A 21,262-nucleotide genomic window follows, 5' to 3' on the forward strand; every position below is an offset into this window, starting at 1 on the left:
GGGACGGTGTGTTCGGAGTTGTGTGAACCCGTGCGCTCAGCGGCCGAGTTGACGGAGAACCGCGCGCGGCCGATTGGTGATGATGGCGTCCACGCCCAGCCCGACACAGAGGTCGACGTCCTCGGGTTCGTTCACCGTCCACACGTGCACCTGGTGCCCGGCGCTCTTCAGGCGCTCGATGTACAGGGGGTGGTTGCGCACGGTCCGGATCGAGGGGCCCGCGATCCGGACACCGGCCGGCAGTCGGCCGTCGCGCAGCCGGGGCGAGACGAACTGCGTCAGATAGACCGTGGGCAGGGTCGGGGACGCGGCCCGGACGCGGTGCAGCGAGCGCGCCGAGAAGCTCATGATCCGCACCGGTGAGTCGGCGGCCGACTCCGGGGCGTCCAGGCCGAACCGCTTCAGCAGGACCAGCAGTCGCTCCTCGACCTGGCCGGCCCAGCGCGTGGGGTGCTTGGTCTCGATGGCCAGCTCGACCCGACGCCCGGCGTCGGCCACGAGTTCGAGCAGACGTTCGAGGGTGAGGACGGAGGTGTCCGCCCGGTCCTCGGGGGTGACCTCCCAGTCGGGGGCCTCATCGCCGTTCTTCCAGGAGCCGAAGTCCAGGGCGGCCAGGTCGGCGAGCTCCAGGGCGGAGACCGCGCCGCGGCCGTTCGACGTACGGTTGACGCGCCGGTCGTGGACACAGACGAGGTGGCCGTCCGCGGTCAGCCGCACATCGCACTCGAGGGCGTCCGCGCCGTCCTCGATCGCCTTCTTGTACGCGGCCAGGGTGTGCTCGGGGGCCGCCTCGGAGGCACCCCGGTGGGCGACGACCTGAATCGGGAGCTGTCGTGCGTGGGTCACCGCGTCATGGTGCCACCGTGACGGGGTACGCGTGGGGGTGGTGACCGTGGACGACCGGGTTCGTACGCACAGTACGCGCAGTTGGTCCGATTGATCCTATATAAAGGATGGTCCCGGACCCACAGACACCGCTTATGGTGCCCTGACGGCTCATGGGAAAAGCTGAACGCAGACAAAAATCACGCACAGCGCCTTCTGTGCGACCAAGAACAGTCGACCCGAGAACGGTCGACCGCCTACCAGGTGAAGCCGTGGACCGAGGAGAAAAGCTGTGAGCACCGAGAACGAGGGCACCGCGGTACCCCCGGCCCCGTCTGCACCTCCCGTGCCGGTGGATGCTCCCGCTGCTTCCGCGCCGGCCCCGACGCACGAGCCGAGCGCGGCACCGGCCGAGACCACCGCCCCGGCCCCCTCCGCCGAGAGCGCCGACAACGCCCCGACGACCCAGCTGCCGCCGGTTCCCCCGACGACGCAGCAGCCCCAGCCCGAGCTGGTGTCCACGGGGGCACCCGGTTACGCGGCGAGCCAGGGCCAGGGGCAGGTGCCCGGCGGCGGATACGGCCAGGCGCCGGGCGGCGCGTACGGACAGGCCCCCGGTGCCCCCGGTGGTCCGGGCGGGCCGGCTGGGCCGGGTGGGTCCTCCGCGCCCGACGCCTCGTGGCCGCCCCCGCCGCCGCCCGCCGTCCCGTCGTACGCGGACAACGGCGCCGCCGCCGGCGCGTACGGGGACAGCACCGGCGCGTACGGCAACGCGGGCGCCGCCGCAGGCGCCGGTGGCGCGGGTGGTCCCGGTGGCCCGGGCGACGGCGGCTGGGGCTCCTCCTGGCAGCAGACGCAGCAGCCGGCCCCCAAGCCGGCCGGCAACAAGCGCGGCGGTCTGATCGCCGCGATCCTCGTGGCCGCGCTGGTCGCGGGCGGTGTCGGCGGTGGCATCGGCTACACGCTGGCCGACCGCAACGACAACTCCACGGGCTCCACCACCGTCTCGGCCTCCCAGAACGGCGGTGACGTCAAGCGCGCGGCCGGTACGGTCGCCGCCGTGGCTTCCTCGGCGCTGCCGAGCACGGTCACCATCGAGGCCTCCGGCAACGACGGCGAGGGCGGCACGGGCACCGGGTTCGTGTTCGACAAGGAAGGCCACATCGTCACCAACAACCACGTGGTGGCGGAGGCCGTCGACGGGGGCAAGGTGTCGGCCACCTTCCCCAACGGCAAGAAGTACGACGCCGAGGTCGTCGGCCACGCGCAGGGCTACGACGTGGCGGTCATCAAGCTGAAGAACGCCCCGTCGAACCTCCAGCCGCTGACGCTCGGCGACTCCGACAAGGTCGCGGTCGGGGACTCGACGATCGCGATCGGCGCGCCCTTCGGCCTCTCCAACACGGTCACGACGGGCATCATCAGCGCCAAGAACCGTCCGGTGGCCTCCAGCGACGGCTCCTCGGGCAGCAAGGCGTCCTACATGAGCGCCCTGCAGACCGACGCGTCGATCAACCCGGGCAACTCCGGCGGCCCCCTCCTCGACGCGCGGGGCAACGTCATCGGCATCAACTCGGCCATCCAGTCCGCCAGCAACGGCAGCTTCGGCTCCGGCCAGGCGGGCTCCATCGGCCTCGGCTTCGCCATCCCGATCAACCAGGCCAAGAACGTGGCCCAGCAGCTGATCAGGACGGGCAAGCCGGTGTACCCGGTGATCGGCGCCTCGGTCTCCCTGGAGGAGGGCACGGGCGGCGCGAAGATCACGAACTCGGGCGAGGGCGGTGCGAACTCCATCACCGCGGGCGGCCCCGCCGACAAGGCCGGCCTCGAACCCGGTGACGTGATCACCAAGCTCGACGACCACGTGATCGACAGCGGCCCCACCCTCATCGGCGAGATCTGGACCCACGTCCCCGGCGACAAGGTCACCCTCACCTACACTCGCGACGGCAAGACCCGCACGGCGGAGGTCACCTTGGGCGAACGCGAGGGCGACAGCTGATCCACACCACCGCCGCCACGCCGTTCCCGTTCCCTCAACCGCCGGTTGCGTGAACGGGAACGGGAACGGCTCGGCGGGCGCCGGACAGGATCAGGACGGGGGCTCCCAGGGCGGCACCAGCGCGGCCCTGAAGTTCTCGCCGCCGTACATCGACTCGTAGAAGATCTCGACCATCAGCCGCTCACTGACGAGAGTCCAGAACCACGCGTGTTCACTCTGGTCGAAGTCGTCGAGAAACAGCAGGTGCACGACCTGGCCGGAAAGTACGGGAACGCCTGGTTGCAGCGTCGACACCTTCGGTTGCACCGTATTTCCGCGAGTGAGCCGCCTGTACGTCCTGAGGTCCCACTCACCGATCACGTCGCCATCCACCCGGACCACGCTCCGGGTGACTATGGCCGGCCCCAGACCGGCGTTGACGAGCTGGATCCCGGTCCTCGTTCCCTCGAAGTTCAGCACGCGCCGAATCTGCAGGAGCGGCCTCACCGACTGCCGATTGTGGGACCTGATGCTTCTCGACTCCGTGAAACTCACCCAGAGCGAAGCGAGCGCGATCACGGTCGCCGACATGGAGATCAAAATTTCGGGCTTCATGTGCCTCCCCCCCCCAGCTCACCAGTTGTAGCGGTCGCCCACCGCGTGGGTCTGCCAGTTACGGCCCGCCATCTCATGATCATGAACACAGCCGGTACTCTGTACCCGCTCCGTCCCAGGTGGGCCGGGGCGCAGGTGGGTTGCCCGAGCGGCCTAAGGGAACGGTCTTGAAAACCGTCGTGGCAGCGATGTCACCGTGGGTTCAAATCCCACACCCACCGCAGGTGAACGGCCCCTGACCAGCACATTTGGTCGGGGGCCAGTTGCGGTCGTACTACCTTGTGGTGTCCCCGAGTCCCTGTGGTTTACCGGCACAACGGGCACGCAGCGGGCACGGGTTGGGAGGAGCAATGTCAGCTGCGACGGACTGGCTGAGCGCCACTGGTGGCATCATCGGTGCAATCGGCGGCCCGGCTGGCCTTTGGGCAGCGTGGAGTCAGCAGCGTGAGCTTCGCCGCAGGCGCAGGGCTGGGCCCGAAGAGCTCATCACCCTGCTGGCCAAACTGCGCGATGTAGGTCTGAGCGCCACGATCGGCTACAGAGACGAGGCTTGGTTTATTCAGGCTGGTGGCGATGCTGCGGCTGACCGAGTCAAGGAGCTGGCCCATCTAGTTCGTGATGATCTTCTCCGGTACAAGCTGGATGACGTGGCGCGCTGCTACCGCGATATGCGTCGCTCTCTGACCCATCCGCACCAGGCGGAAGAGGAGCGATTCGGTGCTGTGGCGCGCCAAGCTCAGGAAGCCGAGAAAGTTGAGACAAAGGCAGGTGAGCTGTTGAGAGAGCTTCGAAAGCGACAGTAGCCCTGCCAACAGGTCGGTGGAGCGGCTTTGGGCTGGAGCTGCTTTGGGGCGAGTGATCATGGCCCCGTAAGCTCATGGCGAGTCGGGCAGTCTGTGGACCTGCCCGTTAAAGCACGACGTTGGGGCCATGATCTTAGAGGCTCGCCCCAAAGTGGCTGCCTAAAGCCGTGGAGCCGACCGCCCCAGCCATAGAGGGTGTCTCCCACTTCATGCCCGCAGCCGCCGAGCGCGCCGCCGGGCGCGGCCAGCCGGGGCGCAGACAGGAGGCAGGCCGCGCCGCAGAGGCGGCGCGCGCCCGCGCTGTGCGCGGGCCTTGATGAAGTAGGGAAAGTTCTATCCCGCTGGGATGAGGCGCTTGCCGTCGTGGCTCCGGACGTGGGGGCCGTTGCCGTCCAAGGCATCCAGGAGTCGGATTGCGAAGACCTCGGACATGCGCTCCGCGACCTCGTCGGGCGTGAGCCAGGTAACCGCGGTCGATTCGCTCGACGTGCGCTCCATGCCACCGGAAGGCTTGCAGCGGAAGACCAGCGCCACGACGCCCCGGGTCGTGTTCTTGTAGACCCCGGTCAGTTCGTCCACTTCGACGTGGATACCCGTCTCCTCCAGGACCTCGCGGGCTACGCCCGTCTCAGGGGTCTCGTTGAGTTCGAGCACTCCGCCCGGGAGCTCCCAAGTGCCGTTGTCGGCGCGGCGGATCGCCAGGAGGCGGCCGTCCTCGCGTACCACCACTCCGGCCACAGATACGGAGTGCAGCGGCGGCGAAGTGGCTTCCTGTGATTGACTCATGTACAGGAGCATAGGAGGCAGAGAAGGACTATGGGAACTGCAGTAGGAGGCCAGAGGTCAGTACCTCGGTACGTGCAGATCGCCGAGGAGATCATCCAGCAGATCCGGGCAGGTGTCCTGAAGCCTGGCGAGATGGTGCCGAGCGAGTCGGAACTCGTCGATCGCTACAACGTATCGGGCGGGACGATCCGTAAGGCTATGGTCGAGGTACGTGCGAGCGGGCTCGTCGAGACACGGCACGGTAAGGGCTCGATCGTGAAGGATCGGCCGCCTGTACGGCATCGCTCCTCCGATCGCTTCCGGCGCTCGCTGCGGCAGGGCGGCAAGGCCGCGTACCTCGCCGAGTCCGCGCAGTCCGGCGCCACGGCCAAGGTGAGCGTCCTCTACATCGGCCCCATGGAAGCTCCCGAGGATGTTGCGCGGCGGTTGGGCGTATCCGCCGGCACTCAGGTGCTCGCCCGGCGGCGTCTCTACTTCCGCAACGGCACCCCGGTCGAGACCGCCTCCTCGTACCTCCCGTGGGACGTCGTGAAGGAGATCCCCGAGCTGTTCGCCGAGAACCCCGGCGGCGGTGGCATCTACGCCCGACTCGAAGACCATGGACACGAGTTCGCGGAGTTTGTCGAGACGCTGCAAGCGCGCCCGGCCTCCAAGGCGGAGTCGTCCGAGCTGGCGCTCAGCCCCGGTGCCCCAGTGGTTCACCTGGTCCGTGAGGCGCGTACGACCGAAGGTCTCGTAGTCGAGGTCTGCGACACGCTCATGGCCGCTGACCAGTTCGTTTTCGAGTACCGGATCCCGGCCGCCGACTGACGCGCGCTCAACTCCCCTCGGCCCGTCGCGAGTTCTTCTCCGCGGCGGGTTGACTCATGTATAGGAGTGAGGCACTCTTCTTCATGTCACTCATATACATGAGTGACGGAGTCCAGCCTCTATAGAGGAGTGATCTGCTGTGCGTCAGATTCCCGTCGACACCTCCGCCGCCACCGTGATGGTCGCCAAGGCTCCGCAGCCGAAGATCAAGGACCGCCGTACCGGTGAGATCGCCCTCGACAAGGACGGCGTCACGTTGATGACGGTGGAGGTCATGTTCTCCACGCCGGACGAGGTCGAGATCCTCAAGCTGACCGTTCCGCAGCCGGGCGTCTCCGAGGACCTGGCCATGGGTACCCCGGTCGCGCTGACGGGTCTGGTCGCCTCGGCGTGGGAGAACGAGTTCAACGGTCAGAAGCGCCACGGCATCGCGTTCCGCGCGGTCGCGGTGACCTCGCTGGCTGCCGCCGCTTCGAAGCCGAAGGCTGCCTGATCATGACCGGCTTCACGGTCGCTCTGGTGCTGGTCGTCGCCGCTGCGGGTCTCCTGCGGTGGCGGCGTCCCGCCTGGTACTGGCTGAGCTTCGGGGTCCTCCTCGCCACGCTGCGGGTTCTGGTGCGCTACGCCTCGGTCATGGACGCCTGCGGGCTGACCGTTCCGCCTTCCCGCTGGCGTCTGGCCCTGGCCCGGGTCGCCAATCGGGAGGTCCCGCAGTCCCGCCCGCCGCGCATCCTGCGCATCCGCCCGACCCGCACCGGCCTGGTCCTCCGCCTGGGCCTGCGCCCTGGACAGGACGCCTTCGACGTCGCGGCGTCCGCCGACCGGCTGCGCCACTCCTTCGCCCTCTACGGCGTCACCTCGCGTGAGCTGCGCTCAGGTGTCGTCGAGGTGCGGATGACCGGCTACGACGTCCTCCGGCGGGTGCAGATGCCCGCCAGGACCGACACCCGCCCGATGCGGGTCCCGGTCGCCCTGCGCGAGGACGGCTCAGTGCACTACCGCGACTACCGCACCGTCCCGCACGGCCTCACCCTCGGCGCCACCGAATCGGGGAAGTCCGTCTACCAGCGCAACCTGGTCGCCGGGCTGGCTCCGCTGGACGTCGCGCTGGTGGGCATCGACTGCAAACAGGGCGTCGAACTCTTCCCGCTGGCCCGCCGGTTCTCCGCGCTCGCCGACAACCCCGACACCGCCCTCGCCCTGCTCGAAGCGCTCGTCACGCACATGGAGGAGGTCTACCAACTGATCCGGGCCAACCAGCGGATCACGGTGAACGTGCCGGATGCGGAGATCGCCGCCGACATCTGGGACCTGCCCGAAGACCTGCGCCCTGTGCCGGTTGTGGTCCTGGTCGACGAGGTCGCCGAACTCGCCCTCTTCGCTTCGAAGGACGACGAGAAACGACGCGACCGCATCATCACCGCCCTGGTCCGCCTCGCCCAGCTCGGCCGCGCCGCCGGCATCTACCTGGAGATCTGCGGGCAGCGCTTCGGCTCCGAACTCGGCAAGGGCATCACCATGCTCCGCGCCCAGCTCACCGGCCGCACCGCCCACCGCGTCAACGACGAATCCTCCGCCAACATGGCCTTCGGTGACATCGCCCCGGACGCCGTCCTCGCCGCCATCCAGATCCCCACCGACACCCCCGGCATCGCCGTCACGGGTGACGCCTCCGGCGGCTGGGCCCGCATCCGCGCCCCGCACACCTCGCTGCGCGAGGCCGTGAACATCTGCAACAAGCACGCCGACCGCACCCCGGACCTGCCCGCCCTGGCGGCATTCCGGCCCGCCGTCGCCCCGCTGGCCTAGGCCCGCGTGCCGCTGTCCAAGACCGCTCCCGCTACGGCCTGACCTCTCCCTCGCTTCCTCGGTCGGCGCGACCGCCTTCGCGCCAGGTCCCTACCCGAGCCATGCCCGAAACGGAGTGACCACCCGTGAGCCTGAACCCGTGCCCCGCGCACTCCCCGCACCCGTGCCCGGTGGATCCGCTGGAATCTGCCCTGCTGTCCGCCTGGAACAACTCCCCCGACGTCATGGACGACTACCGCGACGAGGAGCCCGAGGACGGCTCCGACTCCGGCCAGGGCCGGTGACGTGATGTCCTCGCGACTGCGCATCGACGCCGTCCTGGTCCAGGCCGTCATCGCCGGAGCGCTCTCCTTCGCCCACCTGCACGACCTCGCCGCCGCAGCCGGACAGGACGGCTGGAAAGCCTGGGCCTACCCCGTCAGCGTCGACCTGCTCCTGGTCGCCGCCTGGCGACGCCTGCGCACCGATGGACCGTCCCGGCTGGCCTGGTGCTGGTTCGTCATCGCCCTTGTGGCCTCGCTCGGCGCCAACGTCGCCACCGCCGGACTCCTCGACCTCAACCAGGTCCCAGCCTGGCTGCGCATCCTCGTCGCTGCCTGGCCCGCACTGGCCTTCATGGGCGGCACCCTCCTCGCCCACTCCGCCGAAGACCCGGTGCCGGATCCGCCGGCACCCACCGCCCCCGCCGCCGAAATCGACTCGGACGACGACTACCTCACTGAACAACCGGGTCCCGCTGCCGAGTTGGACGCCTCACCGCTGTCTGAGGCCGAGGAGATCCCCGCGCTTCCCGCACCCGAGCCCGTCTCGTCTCCGCCCGCCGCCCCGGCTGTGCCGGTCCCGGCCGCGCTGGTCGACCACGCCCGCAAGGTCGCCGACGACCACCACACCCGCACCGGCTCCCCGATCGACACCGACACCCTGCGCGCCCGCCTCGGCGTCCCGCCGCAGCTCGCCGACGCCATCGCCGCCCAACTCACCTGAAGGGAAACGACTTCGATGCCTGCCCGCGACCACTTCCACTCCGTCATGCGGATCGGCCCCGTGCAGATCGGCACCCAGCGCGACCGCCACGGCCACACCAAACACGCCGCCGTGTGCACCAACGACCGCTGCGGCTGGTCCGCCGACTACTCCAGCTCCTCCGCCGCCCAGCTCGCCGCCCGCACCCACCGCTGCAAGATCCGCTAGGAGGCCACAGCCATGGAAGTCCCTCTCTGGTTCGCCCTCGCCGCCGTCGGCTACCTCGGCTGCAAGCTCATCCGCCCGCCGCTCTGGCTGGTCCTGGTGCTCCTCCTCGGCGGCTACCTCATCGCAGACAGCCTCCTCGCCCCCGTCATCGACGCCGCCGTCAAGTAACCGTGCCCGCGAAGGGAGATCCACAGATGTTCCGCCCGAAGATCCCGACCATGCCCCAGCCGACCGGCCTGATCACCCCGCCCGCCGTGGTCGTCGAGCCGACCGCCGTGATTCAGCACCAGCCGACCACCACCCCGGTTGCTCCGGCCCCGGCTGCGGTGCCTGCCCGGCCCACGGTCCAGCTCACCCCCGGCGCGGTCGTCGCCCTGGTCGGTGGCGGCACGGCCGTGGTCCTCGTCGTCGGCGCCGTCCTGGTCTCGATGCTCCTCGCGGTCGCCATCACCGGCGCCTCGGTCGCCATCTGCGCCCTGGTCATCCGCTCGCTCATCAACACCGAAGCCAAGCGGCACTGACCGGCCCCCGGGCGGCCTCAACCGCCAAGTCTCCGCCGCCCGGGAGCCCTGCCCCACTCCGAACCCCGAAGAGCCGGAAGGAACCCTCAGCATGACGCACCGCACCACACCGCCGCCCCGCATCTGCCCCAACTGCGACGGACAGGCCACCGCCGCCATCACCCTCGGCGGCCGCGACCACCACGGCCACCTGCGGACCATCACCGCGCACTGCCCGGCCTGCCACGGCACCGGCACCCGCCCGGTCCGCACGCGGGAGGGCGCCCGTGCCTGACCTGCTCCTCGACCCGACCACCCTCGGCGACCTGCTGAGGGTGGCTTCGGCCGCTGATTACGACCGCTGGAACGAGCAGATCCGCCGCACCGGCGGCTGCGCCGACCCCATCCACCTGACCGGCTGGACGATTGCCAAGGACAAGGTCACCGGCGAGACGCTGCACCGCTACTCCACCGAGAACGAGCCGGGCGGACGTCTCCGCCTCGCCTGCGGAAACCGCCGCGCATCCCGCTGTCCGTCCTGCGCTTGGACCTACGCGGGCGACACCTACCACCTCATCCGCGCGGGGCTCGCCGGAGACGACCGCCGCGACATCCCCGCCACCGTCCGCGACCACCCCCGCGTCTTCGCCACCCTCACCGCCCCCTCCTTCGGCCGCGTCCACAACCGCCCCGACCAAGGCACCTGCCGCTGCGGAACCCACCATGCCGCCGACGATCCCGCCCTCGGCACGGCGCTCGACCCGACCACCTACGACTACGCGGGCGCCGTCCTCTTCAACAACCACGCGGGCAATCTGTGGCAGCGCTTCACCACACGCCTGCGCCGCGAAATCGCCGCCCGCGCCGGACTCACCCGCCGCGAACTCGCCGATCACGCACGCATCTCCTACGGCAAGGTTGCCGAGTTCCAGAAGCGTGGAGCCCTGCACTTCCACGCCGTGATCCGCATCGACGGCCCCGATGGTCCGGACACCCCACCGCCGTCCTGGGCGACAGTCGACCTCCTCGCCGACGCGATCCGCGCAGCTGCCGCGCACTCGTACACCTCGGTCTCTGTGCCGGCCGTTTCAGACCAGCCCGCCCGCACCTTCCGCTGGGGTGCACAACTCGACGTCCGCCCCGTCAAGGCCTTCGGCGACGGCTCCGACATCACCGAACAGGCCGTCGCCTCCTACGTCGCCAAGTACGCCACCAAGGCCGCCGAGAACACCGGCACCCTCGACCGCCGTATCGGCGAACTCTCCGAACTCGACCGCCACCAGGTCCCCGACCACACCCGCCGCCTCATCAAGGCCTGCAAGGACCTCGACTCCCTATACCCGGACCGGCGGCTCTGGGCCTGGGCGCACATGCTCGGCTTCCGAGGCCACTTCTCCTCCAAGTCCCGCCGCTACTCCACCACCCTCGGCGCCCTCCGCCAGACACGCGCCGACTTCCGCGCAGCACAAGAACGCGACGCGCTTGGTCTGGACGACCGCGAGCCGGACACCGTCCTCATCCTCACCGACTGGCAGTACGCCGGACACGGCCACACGCCCGGCGAATCCGTCCTCGCCGCCACCATCGCCCGCGACCTACAGACCAACCGCGAAACCGCCCGCGAAGCACTGCGCGACCAGCTCGCCCTCGACGACTCGGGGGAGTGGTGACCATGGACCGCCTCCTCACCGTGCACGAAGTCGCCGAAGTTCTCGGGACGGGCGTCCGCTTCCCGCGTCGACTCATCGAAGAGCGCCGGATCACCTTCGTGAAGGTAGGTCGGCATGTTCGCATCCCTGAGCGCGCCGTCGAAGCCTTCGTGTCCGCGAACACCGTGGAACCGGTCACCCTCCGGCCAACAGGGCTTAGGAGGGCCGCCTGATGGCAGGCAAGCGCAAGTCCCGCCGCAACTTCGGCAGGGTCCGCAAGCTGCCCTCTGGGCGCTTTCAGGCTCGGTACCCGGGGCCTGACGGCGTGCTGCGGCCTGCGGATCGTACGTTCGCCACGTCCACGGACGCTGACCGGTGGCTGGCCAAGAAGCGCATCGAGATCGAGGACGGGCGTTGGCTCGACCCCGCCGAGGGGCAGACGACCGTGCGCGACTGGGCGGCTCGCTGGCTGGCTGCCGTCTCTCCTCAGCTCAAGCACAAGACCCAAGCGTCGTACCGGTCGTTGATCAACTCGCTGATCAATCCGGCGCTCGGCGACCGTGAACTGTCGGGCCTCCGGCCGATCACGATCACGGAGTGGGTGGCCAGCATGAACACCCGAGGGCTCAGCGCCTCGCGCATACGGCAGGCGTATCGGGTTCTGTCGCAGATCATGCGGGCCGCTGTCGACAACGACATGATCTCGCAGACGCCGTGTCGGGGCGTGAAGCTGCCCCGTATGCCGCAGACGGAGCCGCACATCCTAACTCCGCTCGAAGCCTCCCGGATCGTGCGGAGCGCGGCCAAGCCGCATGACGTGCTGATCGCGCTCCTTGCTTACGCGGGCCTGCGGGTGGGGGAGGCGTTCGCCCTCCGACGCGTCGACATCGACGTGTCCGGCGGCTTCGTCCTGGTCGACGAGAACCTGGCCGAAGCCAACGGGGCCTTGGTCTTCGACACACCGAAGTCCCATCAGAAGCGGCTTCTTCGCGTCGGCCCGTCGCTTGCCAAGCGGCTCGGCCGGCACTTGGAGACCCTGTCCGGCGGGGATGACGCGCTCCTGTTCACGACACCCGGCGGGAAGCCGCTGCGCTACAACCAGTGGCGCAAGGCGTACTTCGACCCCGCCGTCTCGGCGGCCGGGCTCACCGACGTGACTCCGCACGACCTTCGGGCCTCACACGGGACGTGGGTCGCCGACCGCTACGGTGTCATGACCGCCGCTCACCGGCTCGGCCACTCGAACGCGAGCGTCACGACTCGGCACTACGCTCGGCCTGTTGCCGGTCGAGACGACCAGGTGGCGGAAGCGGCGGACTCCTGGCTCAGCGGGCACGATCCGGCCCCTGGGGCACGTAGCGGGCACGACGAGGATGATGACGGCTCCGCCGGGGCGCTCGTACCCGTCTGACGTGCGGCGGAGGGAAAGGCGTCCATGATCGCCGAAAGGTCTTGAAAACCGTCGTGGCAGCGATGTCACCGTGGGTTCAAATCCCACACCCACCGCAGGCGAACGGCCCCTGACCAGCTACATCGGTCGGGGGCCTTCGGCTTGGCCGGTGTCCGGGGGCCCCGTTGTTCTCCGTGGTTTCCCGGTCCACCGGGCGCGTAAGGTGCACGGCAGCTGTGGCTAGGAGAGAGGCCGGGGTGCCCGCCCAGCCGGTGACCTGCGGCTTCAGCGGTTGGGCGAGCGAGCCCGGATGCGCCCGCTCTTACCCGACTGTTGACCGTGGCTGACTCCTGCTTCTGGCACGGCTGTGGCACGATCTGCTCGTTGCGAGGCCGCCAGAGAGCGCCCCCTGATCAGGGTTGCACGTGACCACGATGGAGACGGGATGCGGACCACTCCGGAGCTACAAGTCGGTGACGAGGTTCTGGTGACTGACGGGCCCTTCGCGGAGTTCACGGGACCGGTGCGTTCCATCGACCATGAGCAAGAGCGCGTGCGCCTCGTGGTTCAAGTCTTCGGGGACGACACCGTCATCGACGTCCCTCTCGACACAGTTGAGAAGGTCGCTGGTCCCTGACGCCATGAACACCCGTTGTCCCGGAGCAACTTGGGGTTCCCCGGGCTGCTCTGCTTCTCACCTGCGCTGATGGTCCGCAGGCGTCGGTGCTTGTGTGCCGTCGTGCCGTGCGCGTGTTTGCGGGTTACGAGATGCGGGTCCGGGGTGCGGCGCGGATTCTGGTGGGGAGGGGGGAGCTACCGGAGGAGGAGCCGCCATGTCTGTGATGGGCAAGTTCAAGCAGATGCTCAAGGGTCATGAGGAGCAGGCCGGGCAGGGCATCGACAAGGCCGGGGACTTCGTCGACGGGCGGACGCAGGGGAAGTACAGCGGTCAGGTCGACTCCGTGCAGGAGAGGCTCAAGCAGCAGTCGGGCTCGGATCGGACGCCGACGGGGCAGCCTGACGTGGGTGCCGATGCGGGTTCGCCCGACACCGGTCGGCCCGGTCCCGATATCGGGCGTGAGGGTATGGGGCCCGAGGATCTGCCTCGGTGACGGTCTCGGCGGCGGGCAGGGCGTCGCGCTCTCACGGCTCGTCGGTCTCCGGCGGAGCCGACTCGCGGGCCGCGATGATCTCCGTCTCGTACTGGTCGATGACCTGCTCCGCCGTGCGGCCCGTCGCCTTCGCCACCTCGTCGATGGCGACGACCGCCCAGTTCGCCAAGGAGAGGGCGAAGGCGAGGAGTTGGTCGTCACCGTAGGCTCGTCTGACCGTCAGGAGATACATCAGGTTCAGGTAGGGCACGAGGTCGGGTTCCGCGACCTGGCCCGTGCTCGTGCGCATCAGTTCGATCGTGGTCTCCGTCGCCTCCGCGCGGAAGGGGAGCAGTCGGTCCCGTTCCCGGTGGACCTCGGCGAGCAGTTCCCGGCGGTGTTCCCTGTCCCAGTCCACGACGTGCCTCCGGAGCGGCTGTTCCTCACACGGGCCGGGCCACACCGGACCGCGGCACTTCAGTTCTTCCAACCCCCGGCGGCCCGAAACGCGCGCATCGGCGCGCCGGGGCGGGGCCGGTGGGCACGCCGCCCCGTCACCCACCACCTCTCGACATCCGCGCCGCCGACGCGATCGTCGACCTCGCCTCACGCTCCGGGAGCCCCGTGCGTACGGCGGCCTCGATCAGGGCGTTCGTGAGTGCGGGGCCGAGGCCGTTCTCGTAGGCGCGGCAAGCCGCCCAGAAGAGGCGGGTGTTGCGCTGCCCCTCCTGCGCGGTCAGGACGAAGTGGACGAGGCCGTGGCCGCTGCCCTGGGCGCCGCCCGGCGTATGAGACGCGCCGCCCGGCGTACGCGAGGGGCCCGTGCGCGGTGGTGGCAGCAGGAGGCGGAGCAGGGCCGGTGGACAGGGGGCCGGGTGGAGGTGGGATGTGCCGGGGGCCGCGGTGTAGACGCCGTGGTCGGTGCGGGAGCCGGGGCCCACGAGGTAGCCGCCGGCGGCGCGGATGTCGATGCCGGGGGCGAGGCGGCTCGCGGAGTTGGGGACGGCGACGTCGGGTGGGCCGGTCAGCCAGAGGTGGCGGCCGCCGCTGGGCGTCAGCACGACGACCGTCTCGGGGATCGTGAAGAGGTGGCGCAGGGCCAGTTCGCGCAGGGCCGCCGAGGAGTCCGTACCGGATTTCGTGTCGAGGTCGACGCCGATCAGATGGTGGGGACGGACACCGCAGGCGATGCCGTAGCCGGTGGCCCAGGGGGCCGCGGCGAAGAGTTCGCGGATGCGCCGGGGGTCGGTGGAGGCGTCGTACACACCGTGCCCGAAGCGCCCGCACTCCCCATGGCACGGAGGAGGGGGCGGGGAGGGGGGTGGGGATGGGGAGTGGGGTGGTCGGTGGGGGGAGCGTAGGGCCGGGAGCTTGGTGCGGGACAGGGGGATCACCGCCAGTCCGCGTTCGGCGGCGGAGAGCGCGTGTGCCAGGGCCAGGGTGCTGGCCTGCCGGTCCGTGGTGGCCATACCTCCATGTTCGTACGAGTGTTCGATAAAGGGAAGGGTGTTCAGGGTGTGCTTTCGGCCGTCGGAGGTCTGTTCGCGGGTGGGCCGGACATGTGCCGGAACGCTTCCTCCCTTGCCTCCCTTGATCTTGCGCTCCTCCGTCAGGCGCGACCCGTCTGAACTGGGAGTTCCTTGATCCAAGGGGGTTTATCGACTTGTCATCACGCTTCAGGGGGAATGGGGGCTTCCGGGGTGGTTCGCCGGGGATTCGGTGGGCAACTCTTGGTTCGCGACGTCGAAGACCCGAAGGCACGCACCGAGGCGGTCGGCCAACTGCCTGGGGGCAACCCGTACTTGTGTGAAAGGCCCTGGAGGAAATGCACATGGCAAGCATCCGTACCGCCCGCGTTCTCGCCGCCGTCTCGGCGCTTCCGCTCGCCGCCGCCCTGTTCACCGGCGTCGCGACGGCCGACAACGGCTCCTTCGCGAACGACGGATCGAACGCCGGCGTGGCGAACATCGTCGGCAGCGGTGTCGGTCACGACAACAGCGGCAACTCGTCGACCTCGCAGCAGCAGGCGAACGGCTCGGGCGCCTCGAACCAGAACAACACCGCCCAGGTCAACGGCTCCGGCTTCACGGCCATCGACCAGGACAACGCGGTCGTCAGCTTCACCAACCTCTGGTGAGCCGGGCGAGGGCGGCGGTCGGGCCCGGGGTGGATGGATGAGGTCGCCCCGGCCCCGAGGCCATCGCCCTCGGACGACGTAGGACGTGTGGGACATGTTCGTGGGGTGTGACGCGCCTGTGCGGCGGTGCTTCGGCGCCGCCGCGCAGGCGTTTTCGCCGGTGTGCGGCGCGGGCGCTCGCGTGGGGTGCCCGTGGCGTCCGCGCACGGTGCTGCGGCGACCTTGACAGTGGTGCGGGCGCGCCCTCAATCTGACGGACAGTCAGATATGTCGGAGGGGGCTGCGCCACGATGGTCGAGGACCTGTCCGTACAGCTCAAGGCCTACGAGGGGCGCCCGGCCGTCCTCGGCGGCCGTGGCAAGGATCCCGTCAACTCGCCCATGATCCGGCACTGGTGCGAGGCCATGGGGGACACCAACCCCGCGTACACCGGACCGGACGCCGTCGCGCCGCCGACCATGCTCCAGGTGTGGACGATGGGCGGACTGAGCGGCCACGGGACGCGCTCGTCGGCGTACGACGACCTCCTCGCGCTGCTCGACGGCGCCGGATGCACATCCGTCGTCGCCACGGACTGCGAGCAGGAGTACCTGCGGGCGTTGCGGCCGGGGGACGAGATCACCTTCGACTCGGTCATCGAGTCGGTGTCGGAGCGGAAGACCACCCGGCTCGGCACCGGGCACTTCGTCACGACCCGGATGGATGTCCGGGTGGGCGGCGAACTCGTGGGCACCCATCGCTTCCGGATCCTCAAGTACGCGCCGGCCCACGCCCCCGAAGCTCCCTCGCCCGGCACGCCGCCCTCCACGACGTCCTCGCCCCAGGAGCGGCCCCGCCGCCCCCGCCCCGTCGTCAACCGCGACAACTCCGGTTTCTGGGAGGCGATCTCACGGCACCGGCTGCTCATCCAGCGCTGCGCCGACTGCGCCACGCTCCGGCTCCCCTGGTTGCCCGGCTGCAACGCGTGCGGTTCGGCCGCGTGGGACACGGTCGAGGCGAGCGGCGAGGGGGTCGTGTACTCGTACGTCGTCATGCACCACCCGCCCTTCCCGGCCTTCGACCCGCCGTACGCCGTCGGGCTGATCGAGCTGGTGGAGGGGGTGCGGATGGTCAGCAACGTCGTCGGGGTGCCGTGCGACAAGGTGCGGATCGGGATGCCCGTACGGCTCGAGTTCCAGCGCTGCGACGAGGAGTTGGAGCTTCCGGTGTTCCGCGCGACCGAGGAGGGCGTGGTGTCGGCATGAGGGTTGGAGGCGCGGGCGGTGCCGACGTGGGGGGTCGAGGAAGGGGCGGTGCCGGGGGCGGCACGAGCGTCGGCGCCGGGGACGTGCTTCCGCCGTGGGAGATCGAGATCACCCGCACGCTCGTCGTCGCGGGGGCGATCGCCTCGCGCGACTACCAGGACGTGCACCACGACCCGGAGCTGGCGCGGCGGCGCGGCTCGCCCGATGTGTTCATGAACATCCTGACGACGAACGGGCTGGTGGGGCGGTACGTCACCGACCACTTCGGACCGGCCGCCGTGCTGCGCAAGGTGGCGATCCGGCTCGGCGCACCCAACTACCCCGGCGACACGATGGTGTTGACCGGCACCGTCGAGGCGACCGACGGCACGACCGTCACGGTCAGGGTGACCGGCGACAACGGCGTCGGGCGGCACGTCACCGGCACGGTGACCCTGACCCTGGGGGAGGCGGCGTGAGCGTACGGGCCAAGGACGGGCTCGGCGGGCGGGCCGCGATCGTCGGCATCGGGGCGACCGACTTCTCCAAGGACTCGGGGCGCAGCGAACTGCGGCTCGCCGTGGAGGCGGTGCGCGCGGCGCTGGACGACGCGGGCCTGGCACCGGCCGACGTGGACGGCATGGTGACGTTCACGATGGACACGAGCCCGGAGATCACGGTCGCGCAGGCGGCCGGCATCGGCGAGCTGTCCTTCTTCTCCCGCGTCCACTACGGCGGCGGTGCCGCGTGCGCGACCGTGCAGCAGGCGGCGCTCGCGGTCGCGACGGGCGTGGCGGAGGTCGTGGTCTGCTACCGGGCCTTCAACGAGCGCTCGGGGCGGCGGTTCGGGTCAGGGGTACGGCACCGGGAGCCGTCGGCGGAGGGCGTGGCCCTGGGCTGGACGCTGCCGTTCGGGCTGCTCACGCCCGCCTCGTGGGTCGCGATGGCGGCACAGCGCTATCTGTACGCCTACGGGCTGACCCCGGAGGCGTTCGGGCACGTGGCCGTGGTCGACCGCCGGCACGCGGCGACCAACCCGGCGGCGTACTTCCACGGCCGCCCCATCACCCTCGACGACCACGCGGCCTCGCGCTGGATCGCCGAGCCGCTGCGCCTGTTGGACTGCTGCCAGGAGACGGACGGCGGCCAGGCGCTCGTCGTGACCTCGGTGGAGCGCGCGCGTGATCTGCCGAAGCCGCCCGCCGTGGTCGTGGCCGCCGCCCAGGGCGCGGGCCGGGCGCAGCAGCAGATGACCGGTTTCTACGACAGCGATCTCACCGGGCTGCCGGAGATGGGCGTCGTCGCGCGGCAACTGCGGCGGACCTCGGGGCTGGGCCCCGACGACATCGACGTGGGCATCCTCTACGACCACTTCACGCCGTTCGTGCTGATGCAGCTGGAGGAGTTCGGGTTCTGCGGGCCGGGGGAGGCGGCGGACTTCGTCGCCGAGGACCGGCTGCCGCTCAACACCCATGGCGGGCAGCTCGGCGAGGCGTATCTGCACGGGATGAACGGCATCGCCGAGGCCGTACGACAGCTGCGGGGCAGCTCCGTGAACCAGGTCGCCGGTGCCGAGCGGGTACTGGTCACCGCGGGGACGGGGGTGCCCACCTCGGGGTTGGTGCTGGGAACGGACGGGTGAGGGTTGCGGAGGGGGCGGCTGAGGGAGTCTTCGGGCACCCTGGAGTCCGGTGGGACAGCCGCCGTACGCCGTGGGCAGGTGGTTCTCAGGGGTACACCCTCAGTACCTGGGGGCTGTTCATCCACCTTCAGTAGGTGGGGTCTGCCCCACTCCTACAACCTGAGGGGGATTCGTCTTCGGGACCTGCGGCCGATCCGCCGGGCGGGGCCCGCTCCTAGCGTGGAGCCATGACCACACCCGTCTGCACCAGCGCTTCGCAGGCCGCTGCTCCAGTGCCGCGGACCCTGTCGACCCAGGCCCGTTCGCACTCGGCCCGTTCACACACTGCCCGGCCGGCCCGGTCGGGTCTGACGGACCTGTCGTACCCGTCGTTCTCGGCGTACGTGAAGGCCCGCCAGCCGGTGCTGCTGCGGACCGCCCGGTCGCTGACCGCGAACCCGTGCGACGCCGAGGACCTGTTGCAGACCGCGCTGGCCAAGACGTATGTCGCCTGGGAGCGCATCGAGGACCACCGGGCCCTCGACGGCTATGTCCGCCGGGCGCTGCTGAACACCCGGACGTCCCAGTGGCGCAAGCGCAAGGTGGACGAGTTCGCGTGCGACGAGCTGCCGGAGCATGAGGGGGCCCAGGCCGCCGACCCGGCCGAGCAGCAGGCGCTGCACGACGCGATGTGGCGGGCGATCATGAAGCTGCCGGCGCGGCAGCGGGCGATGGTCGTCCTCAGGTACTACGAGGACCTGAGCGAGGTCCAGACGGCCGAGGTGCTCGGCGTCTCGGTCGGCACGGTGAAGTCGGCGGTCTCGCGCGCGCTGGGCAAACTCCGCGAGGACCCCGAGCTGGAACCCGTGCGCTGACGCGGAACCCGTGCGCCGGCACGGAACCTGTGCGCTGACGCGGAAGCCATCCTCTTGCCTGGAACCCGTGCGCCGGCACGTTCGTTGGCCTGTCGTGCGGCTCGCCCGGGACGGCTCTCTCTGATCGATCATCCAGGCAGCTAGTGACATACCGAGCGGTATGTGAGCAGAATCAGCGCAACCGTTACCACCGCGTAGGCAGAGCCGCCCCGGGAGGACGCCGTGCTGAGCACCATGCAGGACGTACCGCTGTTGATCTCCAGGATCCTGACCCACGGGTCGAGCATCCACGGGACGTCGCAGGTGATCACCTGGACCGGCGAGGGCGAGCTCGACCGCCGCTCCTACGCCGAGATCGGCGCCCGCGCCGCGCAGCTGGCCCACGCCCTGCGCGAGGACCTCGGCGTCGACGGCGACGAGCGGGTCGCCACGCTCATGTGGAACAACGCGGAACACGTCGAGGCGTACTTCGCGATCCCCTCCATGGGCGCCGTCCTGCACACCCTCAACCTGCGCCTGCCCCCCGAGCAGCTCGCCTGGATCGTGCACCATGCCGCCGACCGCGTGATCATCGCCAACGGTTCGCTGCTGCCCCTCCTCGCACCGCTCCTGCCGCACCTCAAGCCGGTGGAGCACGTCGTCGTGGCCGGGCCCGGCGACCGCTCGCTGCTCGCCGGAGCGAGCGTCCAGGTGCACGAGTACGAGGACCTGATCGCCGGCGAGCCGACCACCTACGACTGGCCCGAGCTGGACGAACGCACCGCCGCGGCCATGTGTTACACCTCCGGCACCACCGGTGACCCCAAGGGCGTCGTCTACTCCCACCGCTCGATCTACCTGCACTCCATGCAGGTCAACATGGCCCAGTCCATGGGCCTGACGGACGCGGACCTCTCGCTCGTCGTCGTCCCGCAGTTCCACGTCAACGCCTGGGGTCTGCCGCACGCGACCTTCATGACCGGCGTCAACATGCTGATGCCCGACCGCTTTCTGCAGCCCGGCCCGCTCGCCGAGATGATCGAGACGCTGAAGCCGACGCACGCAGCCGCCGTCCCCACCATCTGGCAGGGCCTGCTCGCTGAGCTGACCGCCCGCCCGCGCGAGGTCTCCTCGCTCAACCAGGTCACCATCGGCGGCTCGGCCTGCCCGCCCGCCCTCATGGAGGCCTTCGACAAGCTGGGGATGCGCGTCTGCCACGCCTGGGGCATGACGGAGACCTCCCCGCTCGGCACGATCGCCCGGCCGCCGGCCCAGGTCGAGCCCGGGTCGGAGGAGGAGCTCGCCTACCGGCTCACCCAGGGCCGCTTCCCCGCCTCCGTCGAGGCCCGCCTCACCGGCCCCGGCGGCGAACGCCTCCCCTGGGACGGCGAGTCCGCCGGTGAGCTGGAGGTCCGGGGGCCCTGGATCGCGGGTGCCTATTTCGGCGGCCAGGGTGCCGAACCCATCCGGCCCGACGACAAGTTCAGCGAGGACGGCTGGCTGAAGACGGGCGACGTCGGCACGATCAGCCCCGACGGCTTCCTCACCCTCACCGACCGCGCCAAGGACGTCATCAAGTCCGGCGGCGAGTGGATCTCCTCCGTCGAGCTGGAGAACGCGCTCATGGCCCACCCGGACGTCGCCGAGGCCGCCGTCGTCGCCGTGCCGGACGAGAAGTGGGGCGAGCGTCCCCTCGCCACGGTCGTGCTGAAGGAGGGCTCCACCGCCGACTTCGCCACTCTGCGCTCCTTCCTCGCCGACGAGGGCCACATCGCCAAGTGGCAGCTTCCCGAGCGCTGGACGATCATCGAGTCGGTTCCGAAGACAAGCGTGGGCAAGTTCGACAAGAAGGTGCTGCGACGGCAGTACGCGGAGGGCGCGTTGGACGTGACGCAGATCTAGCAGGCGTATGGACGGCAGGTGGGGCGGTGTTTCACGTGAAACACCGCCCCACCTGTTGCTGTCCGCGGAACCGCC

Annotated in this window: 26 protein-coding genes, 2 tRNA genes and 1 pseudogene; 24 read left to right on the plus strand and 5 right to left on the minus strand. The window is 70.0% G+C overall.

Translation table 11 applies throughout. From position 1 onward, the window contains the following. Window positions 1-36: 36 nt before the first annotated feature. Window positions 37-846, minus strand: a complete 810-nt coding sequence (locus tag ACZ52C_RS12125; protein ID WP_469074604.1) for a glycerophosphodiester phosphodiesterase — start codon at window positions 844-846, stop codon at window positions 37-39. Between the two features lie 271 nt (window positions 847-1,117). On the opposite strand from ACZ52C_RS12125, the gene ACZ52C_RS12130 reads away from it, so the two are divergent. After that, entirely contained in the window at window positions 1,118-2,827 is a 1,710-nt protein-coding gene (locus ACZ52C_RS12130) for a S1C family serine protease (RefSeq protein WP_469074605.1), read from the plus strand. Between the two features lie 90 nt (window positions 2,828-2,917). Here ACZ52C_RS12130 and ACZ52C_RS12135 read toward each other — a convergent pair whose 3' ends face one another. Further along, window positions 2,918-3,421: a hypothetical protein gene (locus tag ACZ52C_RS12135; protein WP_469074606.1), complete on the minus strand. Its 504-nt coding sequence runs from the start codon at window positions 3,419-3,421 to the stop codon at window positions 2,918-2,920. A 134-nt stretch (window positions 3,422-3,555) separates the two neighbouring features. Here ACZ52C_RS12135 and ACZ52C_RS12140 point away from each other — a divergent pair. Both ACZ52C_RS12140 and ACZ52C_RS12145 read left to right on the plus strand, forming a co-directional pair. After that, window positions 3,556-3,642 (plus strand) — tRNA-Ser (locus ACZ52C_RS12140). A 129-nt stretch (window positions 3,643-3,771) separates the two neighbouring features. Continuing rightward, window positions 3,772-4,224, plus strand: coding sequence for a hypothetical protein (locus tag ACZ52C_RS12145; RefSeq protein WP_469074607.1), 453 nt, complete (start codon window positions 3,772-3,774; stop codon window positions 4,222-4,224). A gap of 333 nt (window positions 4,225-4,557) precedes the next feature. Here ACZ52C_RS12145 and ACZ52C_RS12150 read toward each other — a convergent pair whose 3' ends face one another. Further along, a complete protein-coding gene (locus ACZ52C_RS12150; RefSeq protein ID WP_469074608.1) occupies window positions 4,558-5,022 on the minus strand; it encodes an NUDIX hydrolase in 465 nt (154 codons plus the stop codon). Window positions 5,023-5,040: 18 nt separating this feature from the next. Between ACZ52C_RS12150 and ACZ52C_RS12155 the strand changes: the two genes are divergently transcribed. From ACZ52C_RS12155 to ACZ52C_RS12225, 15 genes and pseudogenes are all read left to right on the plus strand, one after another. Continuing rightward, window positions 5,041-5,820: a GntR family transcriptional regulator gene (locus tag ACZ52C_RS12155; RefSeq protein WP_060890607.1), complete on the plus strand. Its 780-nt coding sequence runs from the start codon at window positions 5,041-5,043 to the stop codon at window positions 5,818-5,820. Window positions 5,821-5,959: 139 nt separating this feature from the next. Next, a complete protein-coding gene (locus tag ACZ52C_RS12160; protein WP_192334895.1) occupies window positions 5,960-6,313 on the plus strand; it encodes an SCO3933 family regulatory protein in 354 nt (117 codons plus the stop codon). Between the two features lie 2 nt (window positions 6,314-6,315). Then, window positions 6,316-7,629: an FtsK/SpoIIIE domain-containing protein gene (locus ACZ52C_RS12165; protein ID WP_469074609.1), complete on the plus strand. Its 1,314-nt coding sequence runs from the start codon at window positions 6,316-6,318 to the stop codon at window positions 7,627-7,629. A 125-nt stretch (window positions 7,630-7,754) separates the two neighbouring features. Then, a complete protein-coding gene (locus ACZ52C_RS12170) occupies window positions 7,755-7,913 on the plus strand; it encodes a hypothetical protein (RefSeq protein ID WP_469074610.1) in 159 nt (52 codons plus the stop codon). Window positions 7,914-7,917: 4 nt separating this feature from the next. Continuing rightward, the gene (locus tag ACZ52C_RS12175; protein ID WP_469074611.1) at window positions 7,918-8,613 is read left to right on the plus strand and encodes a DUF2637 domain-containing protein; all 696 of its coding nucleotides are present in this window, start codon (window positions 7,918-7,920) and stop codon (window positions 8,611-8,613) included. Between the two features lie 15 nt (window positions 8,614-8,628). Then, window positions 8,629-8,820, plus strand: a complete 192-nt coding sequence (locus ACZ52C_RS12180) for a mobile element transfer protein (protein ID WP_469074612.1) — start codon at window positions 8,629-8,631, stop codon at window positions 8,818-8,820. A gap of 12 nt (window positions 8,821-8,832) precedes the next feature. Beyond that, the gene (locus ACZ52C_RS12185; RefSeq protein WP_469074613.1) at window positions 8,833-8,988 is read left to right on the plus strand and encodes a hypothetical protein; all 156 of its coding nucleotides are present in this window, start codon (window positions 8,833-8,835) and stop codon (window positions 8,986-8,988) included. A gap of 26 nt (window positions 8,989-9,014) precedes the next feature. After that, a complete protein-coding gene (locus tag ACZ52C_RS12190) occupies window positions 9,015-9,341 on the plus strand; it encodes a SpdD-like protein (RefSeq protein WP_469074614.1) in 327 nt (108 codons plus the stop codon). A 91-nt stretch (window positions 9,342-9,432) separates the two neighbouring features. Then, the gene (locus ACZ52C_RS12195) at window positions 9,433-9,615 is read left to right on the plus strand and encodes a hypothetical protein (RefSeq protein WP_469074615.1); all 183 of its coding nucleotides are present in this window, start codon (window positions 9,433-9,435) and stop codon (window positions 9,613-9,615) included. Continuing rightward, window positions 9,608-10,990: a replication initiator protein RepSA gene (repSA, locus tag ACZ52C_RS12200; RefSeq protein ID WP_469074616.1), complete on the plus strand. Its 1,383-nt coding sequence runs from the start codon at window positions 9,608-9,610 to the stop codon at window positions 10,988-10,990. The genes ACZ52C_RS12195 and repSA overlap by 8 nt, the downstream gene beginning before the upstream one ends. A 2-nt stretch (window positions 10,991-10,992) precedes the next feature. Beyond that, a complete protein-coding gene (locus ACZ52C_RS12205) occupies window positions 10,993-11,202 on the plus strand; it encodes an excisionase family DNA-binding protein (protein ID WP_469074617.1) in 210 nt (69 codons plus the stop codon). Continuing rightward, window positions 11,202-12,380: a tyrosine-type recombinase/integrase gene (locus ACZ52C_RS12210; RefSeq protein ID WP_469074618.1), complete on the plus strand. Its 1,179-nt coding sequence runs from the start codon at window positions 11,202-11,204 to the stop codon at window positions 12,378-12,380. The genes ACZ52C_RS12205 and ACZ52C_RS12210 overlap by 1 nt, the downstream gene beginning before the upstream one ends. 6 nt (window positions 12,381-12,386) lie before the next feature. Continuing rightward, window positions 12,387-12,477 (plus strand) — tRNA-Ser (locus ACZ52C_RS12215). Window positions 12,478-12,804: 327 nt separating this feature from the next. Next, the gene (locus ACZ52C_RS12220) at window positions 12,805-12,996 is read left to right on the plus strand and encodes a KOW motif-containing protein (protein ID WP_469074619.1); all 192 of its coding nucleotides are present in this window, start codon (window positions 12,805-12,807) and stop codon (window positions 12,994-12,996) included. 196 nt (window positions 12,997-13,192) lie between these two features. Then, window positions 13,193-13,378, plus strand: a pseudogene (locus tag ACZ52C_RS12225) (antitoxin); the annotation flags it as partial. 124 nt (window positions 13,379-13,502) lie between these two features. On the opposite strand, the gene ACZ52C_RS12230 reads toward ACZ52C_RS12225, so the two are convergent. Together ACZ52C_RS12230 and ACZ52C_RS12235 are read right to left on the minus strand one after the other, a co-directional pair. Next, entirely contained in the window at window positions 13,503-13,868 is a 366-nt protein-coding gene (locus ACZ52C_RS12230) for a hypothetical protein (RefSeq protein WP_469074620.1), read from the minus strand. Window positions 13,869-14,004: 136 nt separating this feature from the next. Next, on the minus strand, window positions 14,005-14,919 hold the full coding sequence (locus tag ACZ52C_RS12235; RefSeq protein ID WP_469074621.1) for a bifunctional DNA primase/polymerase: 915 nt from the start codon (window positions 14,917-14,919) through the stop codon (window positions 14,005-14,007). 362 nt (window positions 14,920-15,281) lie between these two features. Here ACZ52C_RS12235 and ACZ52C_RS12240 point away from each other — a divergent pair, with 362 nt between their 5' ends. The 6 genes from ACZ52C_RS12240 to ACZ52C_RS12265 all read left to right on the plus strand — a co-directional run bounded on the left by ACZ52C_RS12240 (window position 15,282) and on the right by ACZ52C_RS12265 (window position 21,187). Then, entirely contained in the window at window positions 15,282-15,587 is a 306-nt protein-coding gene (locus ACZ52C_RS12240) for a hypothetical protein (RefSeq protein ID WP_319103350.1), read from the plus strand. A gap of 290 nt (window positions 15,588-15,877) precedes the next feature. Continuing rightward, window positions 15,878-16,831 (plus strand): bifunctional MaoC family dehydratase N-terminal/OB-fold nucleic acid binding domain-containing protein, encoded by a 954-nt coding sequence (locus ACZ52C_RS12245; protein WP_469074622.1) that lies wholly within the window; start codon window positions 15,878-15,880, stop codon window positions 16,829-16,831. Further along, window positions 16,828-17,289: a MaoC/PaaZ C-terminal domain-containing protein gene (locus ACZ52C_RS12250; RefSeq protein WP_469074623.1), complete on the plus strand. Its 462-nt coding sequence runs from the start codon at window positions 16,828-16,830 to the stop codon at window positions 17,287-17,289. Before ACZ52C_RS12245 ends, ACZ52C_RS12250 begins: the two co-directional genes overlap by 4 nt. Then, window positions 17,286-18,452, plus strand: coding sequence for a lipid-transfer protein (locus tag ACZ52C_RS12255; protein ID WP_469074624.1), 1,167 nt, complete (start codon window positions 17,286-17,288; stop codon window positions 18,450-18,452). Before ACZ52C_RS12250 ends, ACZ52C_RS12255 begins: the two co-directional genes overlap by 4 nt. Before the next feature lie 227 nt (window positions 18,453-18,679). Next, a complete protein-coding gene (locus ACZ52C_RS12260; RefSeq protein ID WP_469074625.1) occupies window positions 18,680-19,306 on the plus strand; it encodes a SigE family RNA polymerase sigma factor in 627 nt (208 codons plus the stop codon). A gap of 222 nt (window positions 19,307-19,528) precedes the next feature. Further along, window positions 19,529-21,187 carry a long-chain fatty acid--CoA ligase gene (locus ACZ52C_RS12265; protein ID WP_469074626.1) on the plus strand — a complete coding sequence of 553 codons (1,659 nt, stop codon included), beginning with the start codon at window positions 19,529-19,531 and terminating at the stop codon, window positions 21,185-21,187. Window positions 21,188-21,262: the final 75 nt, after the last annotated feature.

The sequence above is a fragment of the Streptomyces sp. NPDC034049 genome (assembly GCF_055575575.1).

Bases quoted from the DNA above. Each gene is read 5' to 3' on its own strand.
- ACZ52C_RS12245 (WP_469074622.1), top strand. From the start codon at position 15,878: ATGGTCGAGGACCTGTCCGTACAGCTCAAGGCCTACGAGGGGCGCCCG.
- ACZ52C_RS12220 (WP_469074619.1), top strand. From the start codon at position 12,805: ATGCGGACCACTCCGGAGCTACAAGTCGGTGACGAGGTTCTGGTGACT.
- ACZ52C_RS12190 (WP_469074614.1), top strand. From the start codon at position 9,015: ATGTTCCGCCCGAAGATCCCGACCATGCCCCAGCCGACCGGCCTGATC.
- ACZ52C_RS12150 (WP_469074608.1), bottom strand. From the start codon at position 5,022: ATGCTCCTGTACATGAGTCAATCACAGGAAGCCACTTCGCCGCCGCTG.
- ACZ52C_RS12155 (WP_060890607.1), top strand. From the start codon at position 5,041: ATGGGAACTGCAGTAGGAGGCCAGAGGTCAGTACCTCGGTACGTGCAG.
- ACZ52C_RS12235 (WP_469074621.1), bottom strand. From the start codon at position 14,919: ATGGCCACCACGGACCGGCAGGCCAGCACCCTGGCCCTGGCACACGCG.
- ACZ52C_RS12205 (WP_469074617.1), top strand. From the start codon at position 10,993: ATGGACCGCCTCCTCACCGTGCACGAAGTCGCCGAAGTTCTCGGGACG.
- ACZ52C_RS12165 (WP_469074609.1), top strand. From the start codon at position 6,316: ATGACCGGCTTCACGGTCGCTCTGGTGCTGGTCGTCGCCGCTGCGGGT.
- ACZ52C_RS12250 (WP_469074623.1), top strand. From the start codon at position 16,828: ATGAGGGTTGGAGGCGCGGGCGGTGCCGACGTGGGGGGTCGAGGAAGG.
- ACZ52C_RS12135 (WP_469074606.1), bottom strand. From the start codon at position 3,421: ATGAAGCCCGAAATTTTGATCTCCATGTCGGCGACCGTGATCGCGCTC.
- ACZ52C_RS12210 (WP_469074618.1), top strand. From the start codon at position 11,202: ATGGCAGGCAAGCGCAAGTCCCGCCGCAACTTCGGCAGGGTCCGCAAG.
- ACZ52C_RS12175 (WP_469074611.1), top strand. From the start codon at position 7,918: ATGTCCTCGCGACTGCGCATCGACGCCGTCCTGGTCCAGGCCGTCATC.
- ACZ52C_RS12185 (WP_469074613.1), top strand. From the start codon at position 8,833: ATGGAAGTCCCTCTCTGGTTCGCCCTCGCCGCCGTCGGCTACCTCGGC.
- ACZ52C_RS12180 (WP_469074612.1), top strand. From the start codon at position 8,629: ATGCCTGCCCGCGACCACTTCCACTCCGTCATGCGGATCGGCCCCGTG.
- ACZ52C_RS12260 (WP_469074625.1), top strand. From the start codon at position 18,680: ATGACCACACCCGTCTGCACCAGCGCTTCGCAGGCCGCTGCTCCAGTG.
- ACZ52C_RS12145 (WP_469074607.1), top strand. From the start codon at position 3,772: ATGTCAGCTGCGACGGACTGGCTGAGCGCCACTGGTGGCATCATCGGT.
- ACZ52C_RS12195 (WP_469074615.1), top strand. From the start codon at position 9,433: ATGACGCACCGCACCACACCGCCGCCCCGCATCTGCCCCAACTGCGAC.
- ACZ52C_RS12240 (WP_319103350.1), top strand. From the start codon at position 15,282: ATGGCAAGCATCCGTACCGCCCGCGTTCTCGCCGCCGTCTCGGCGCTT.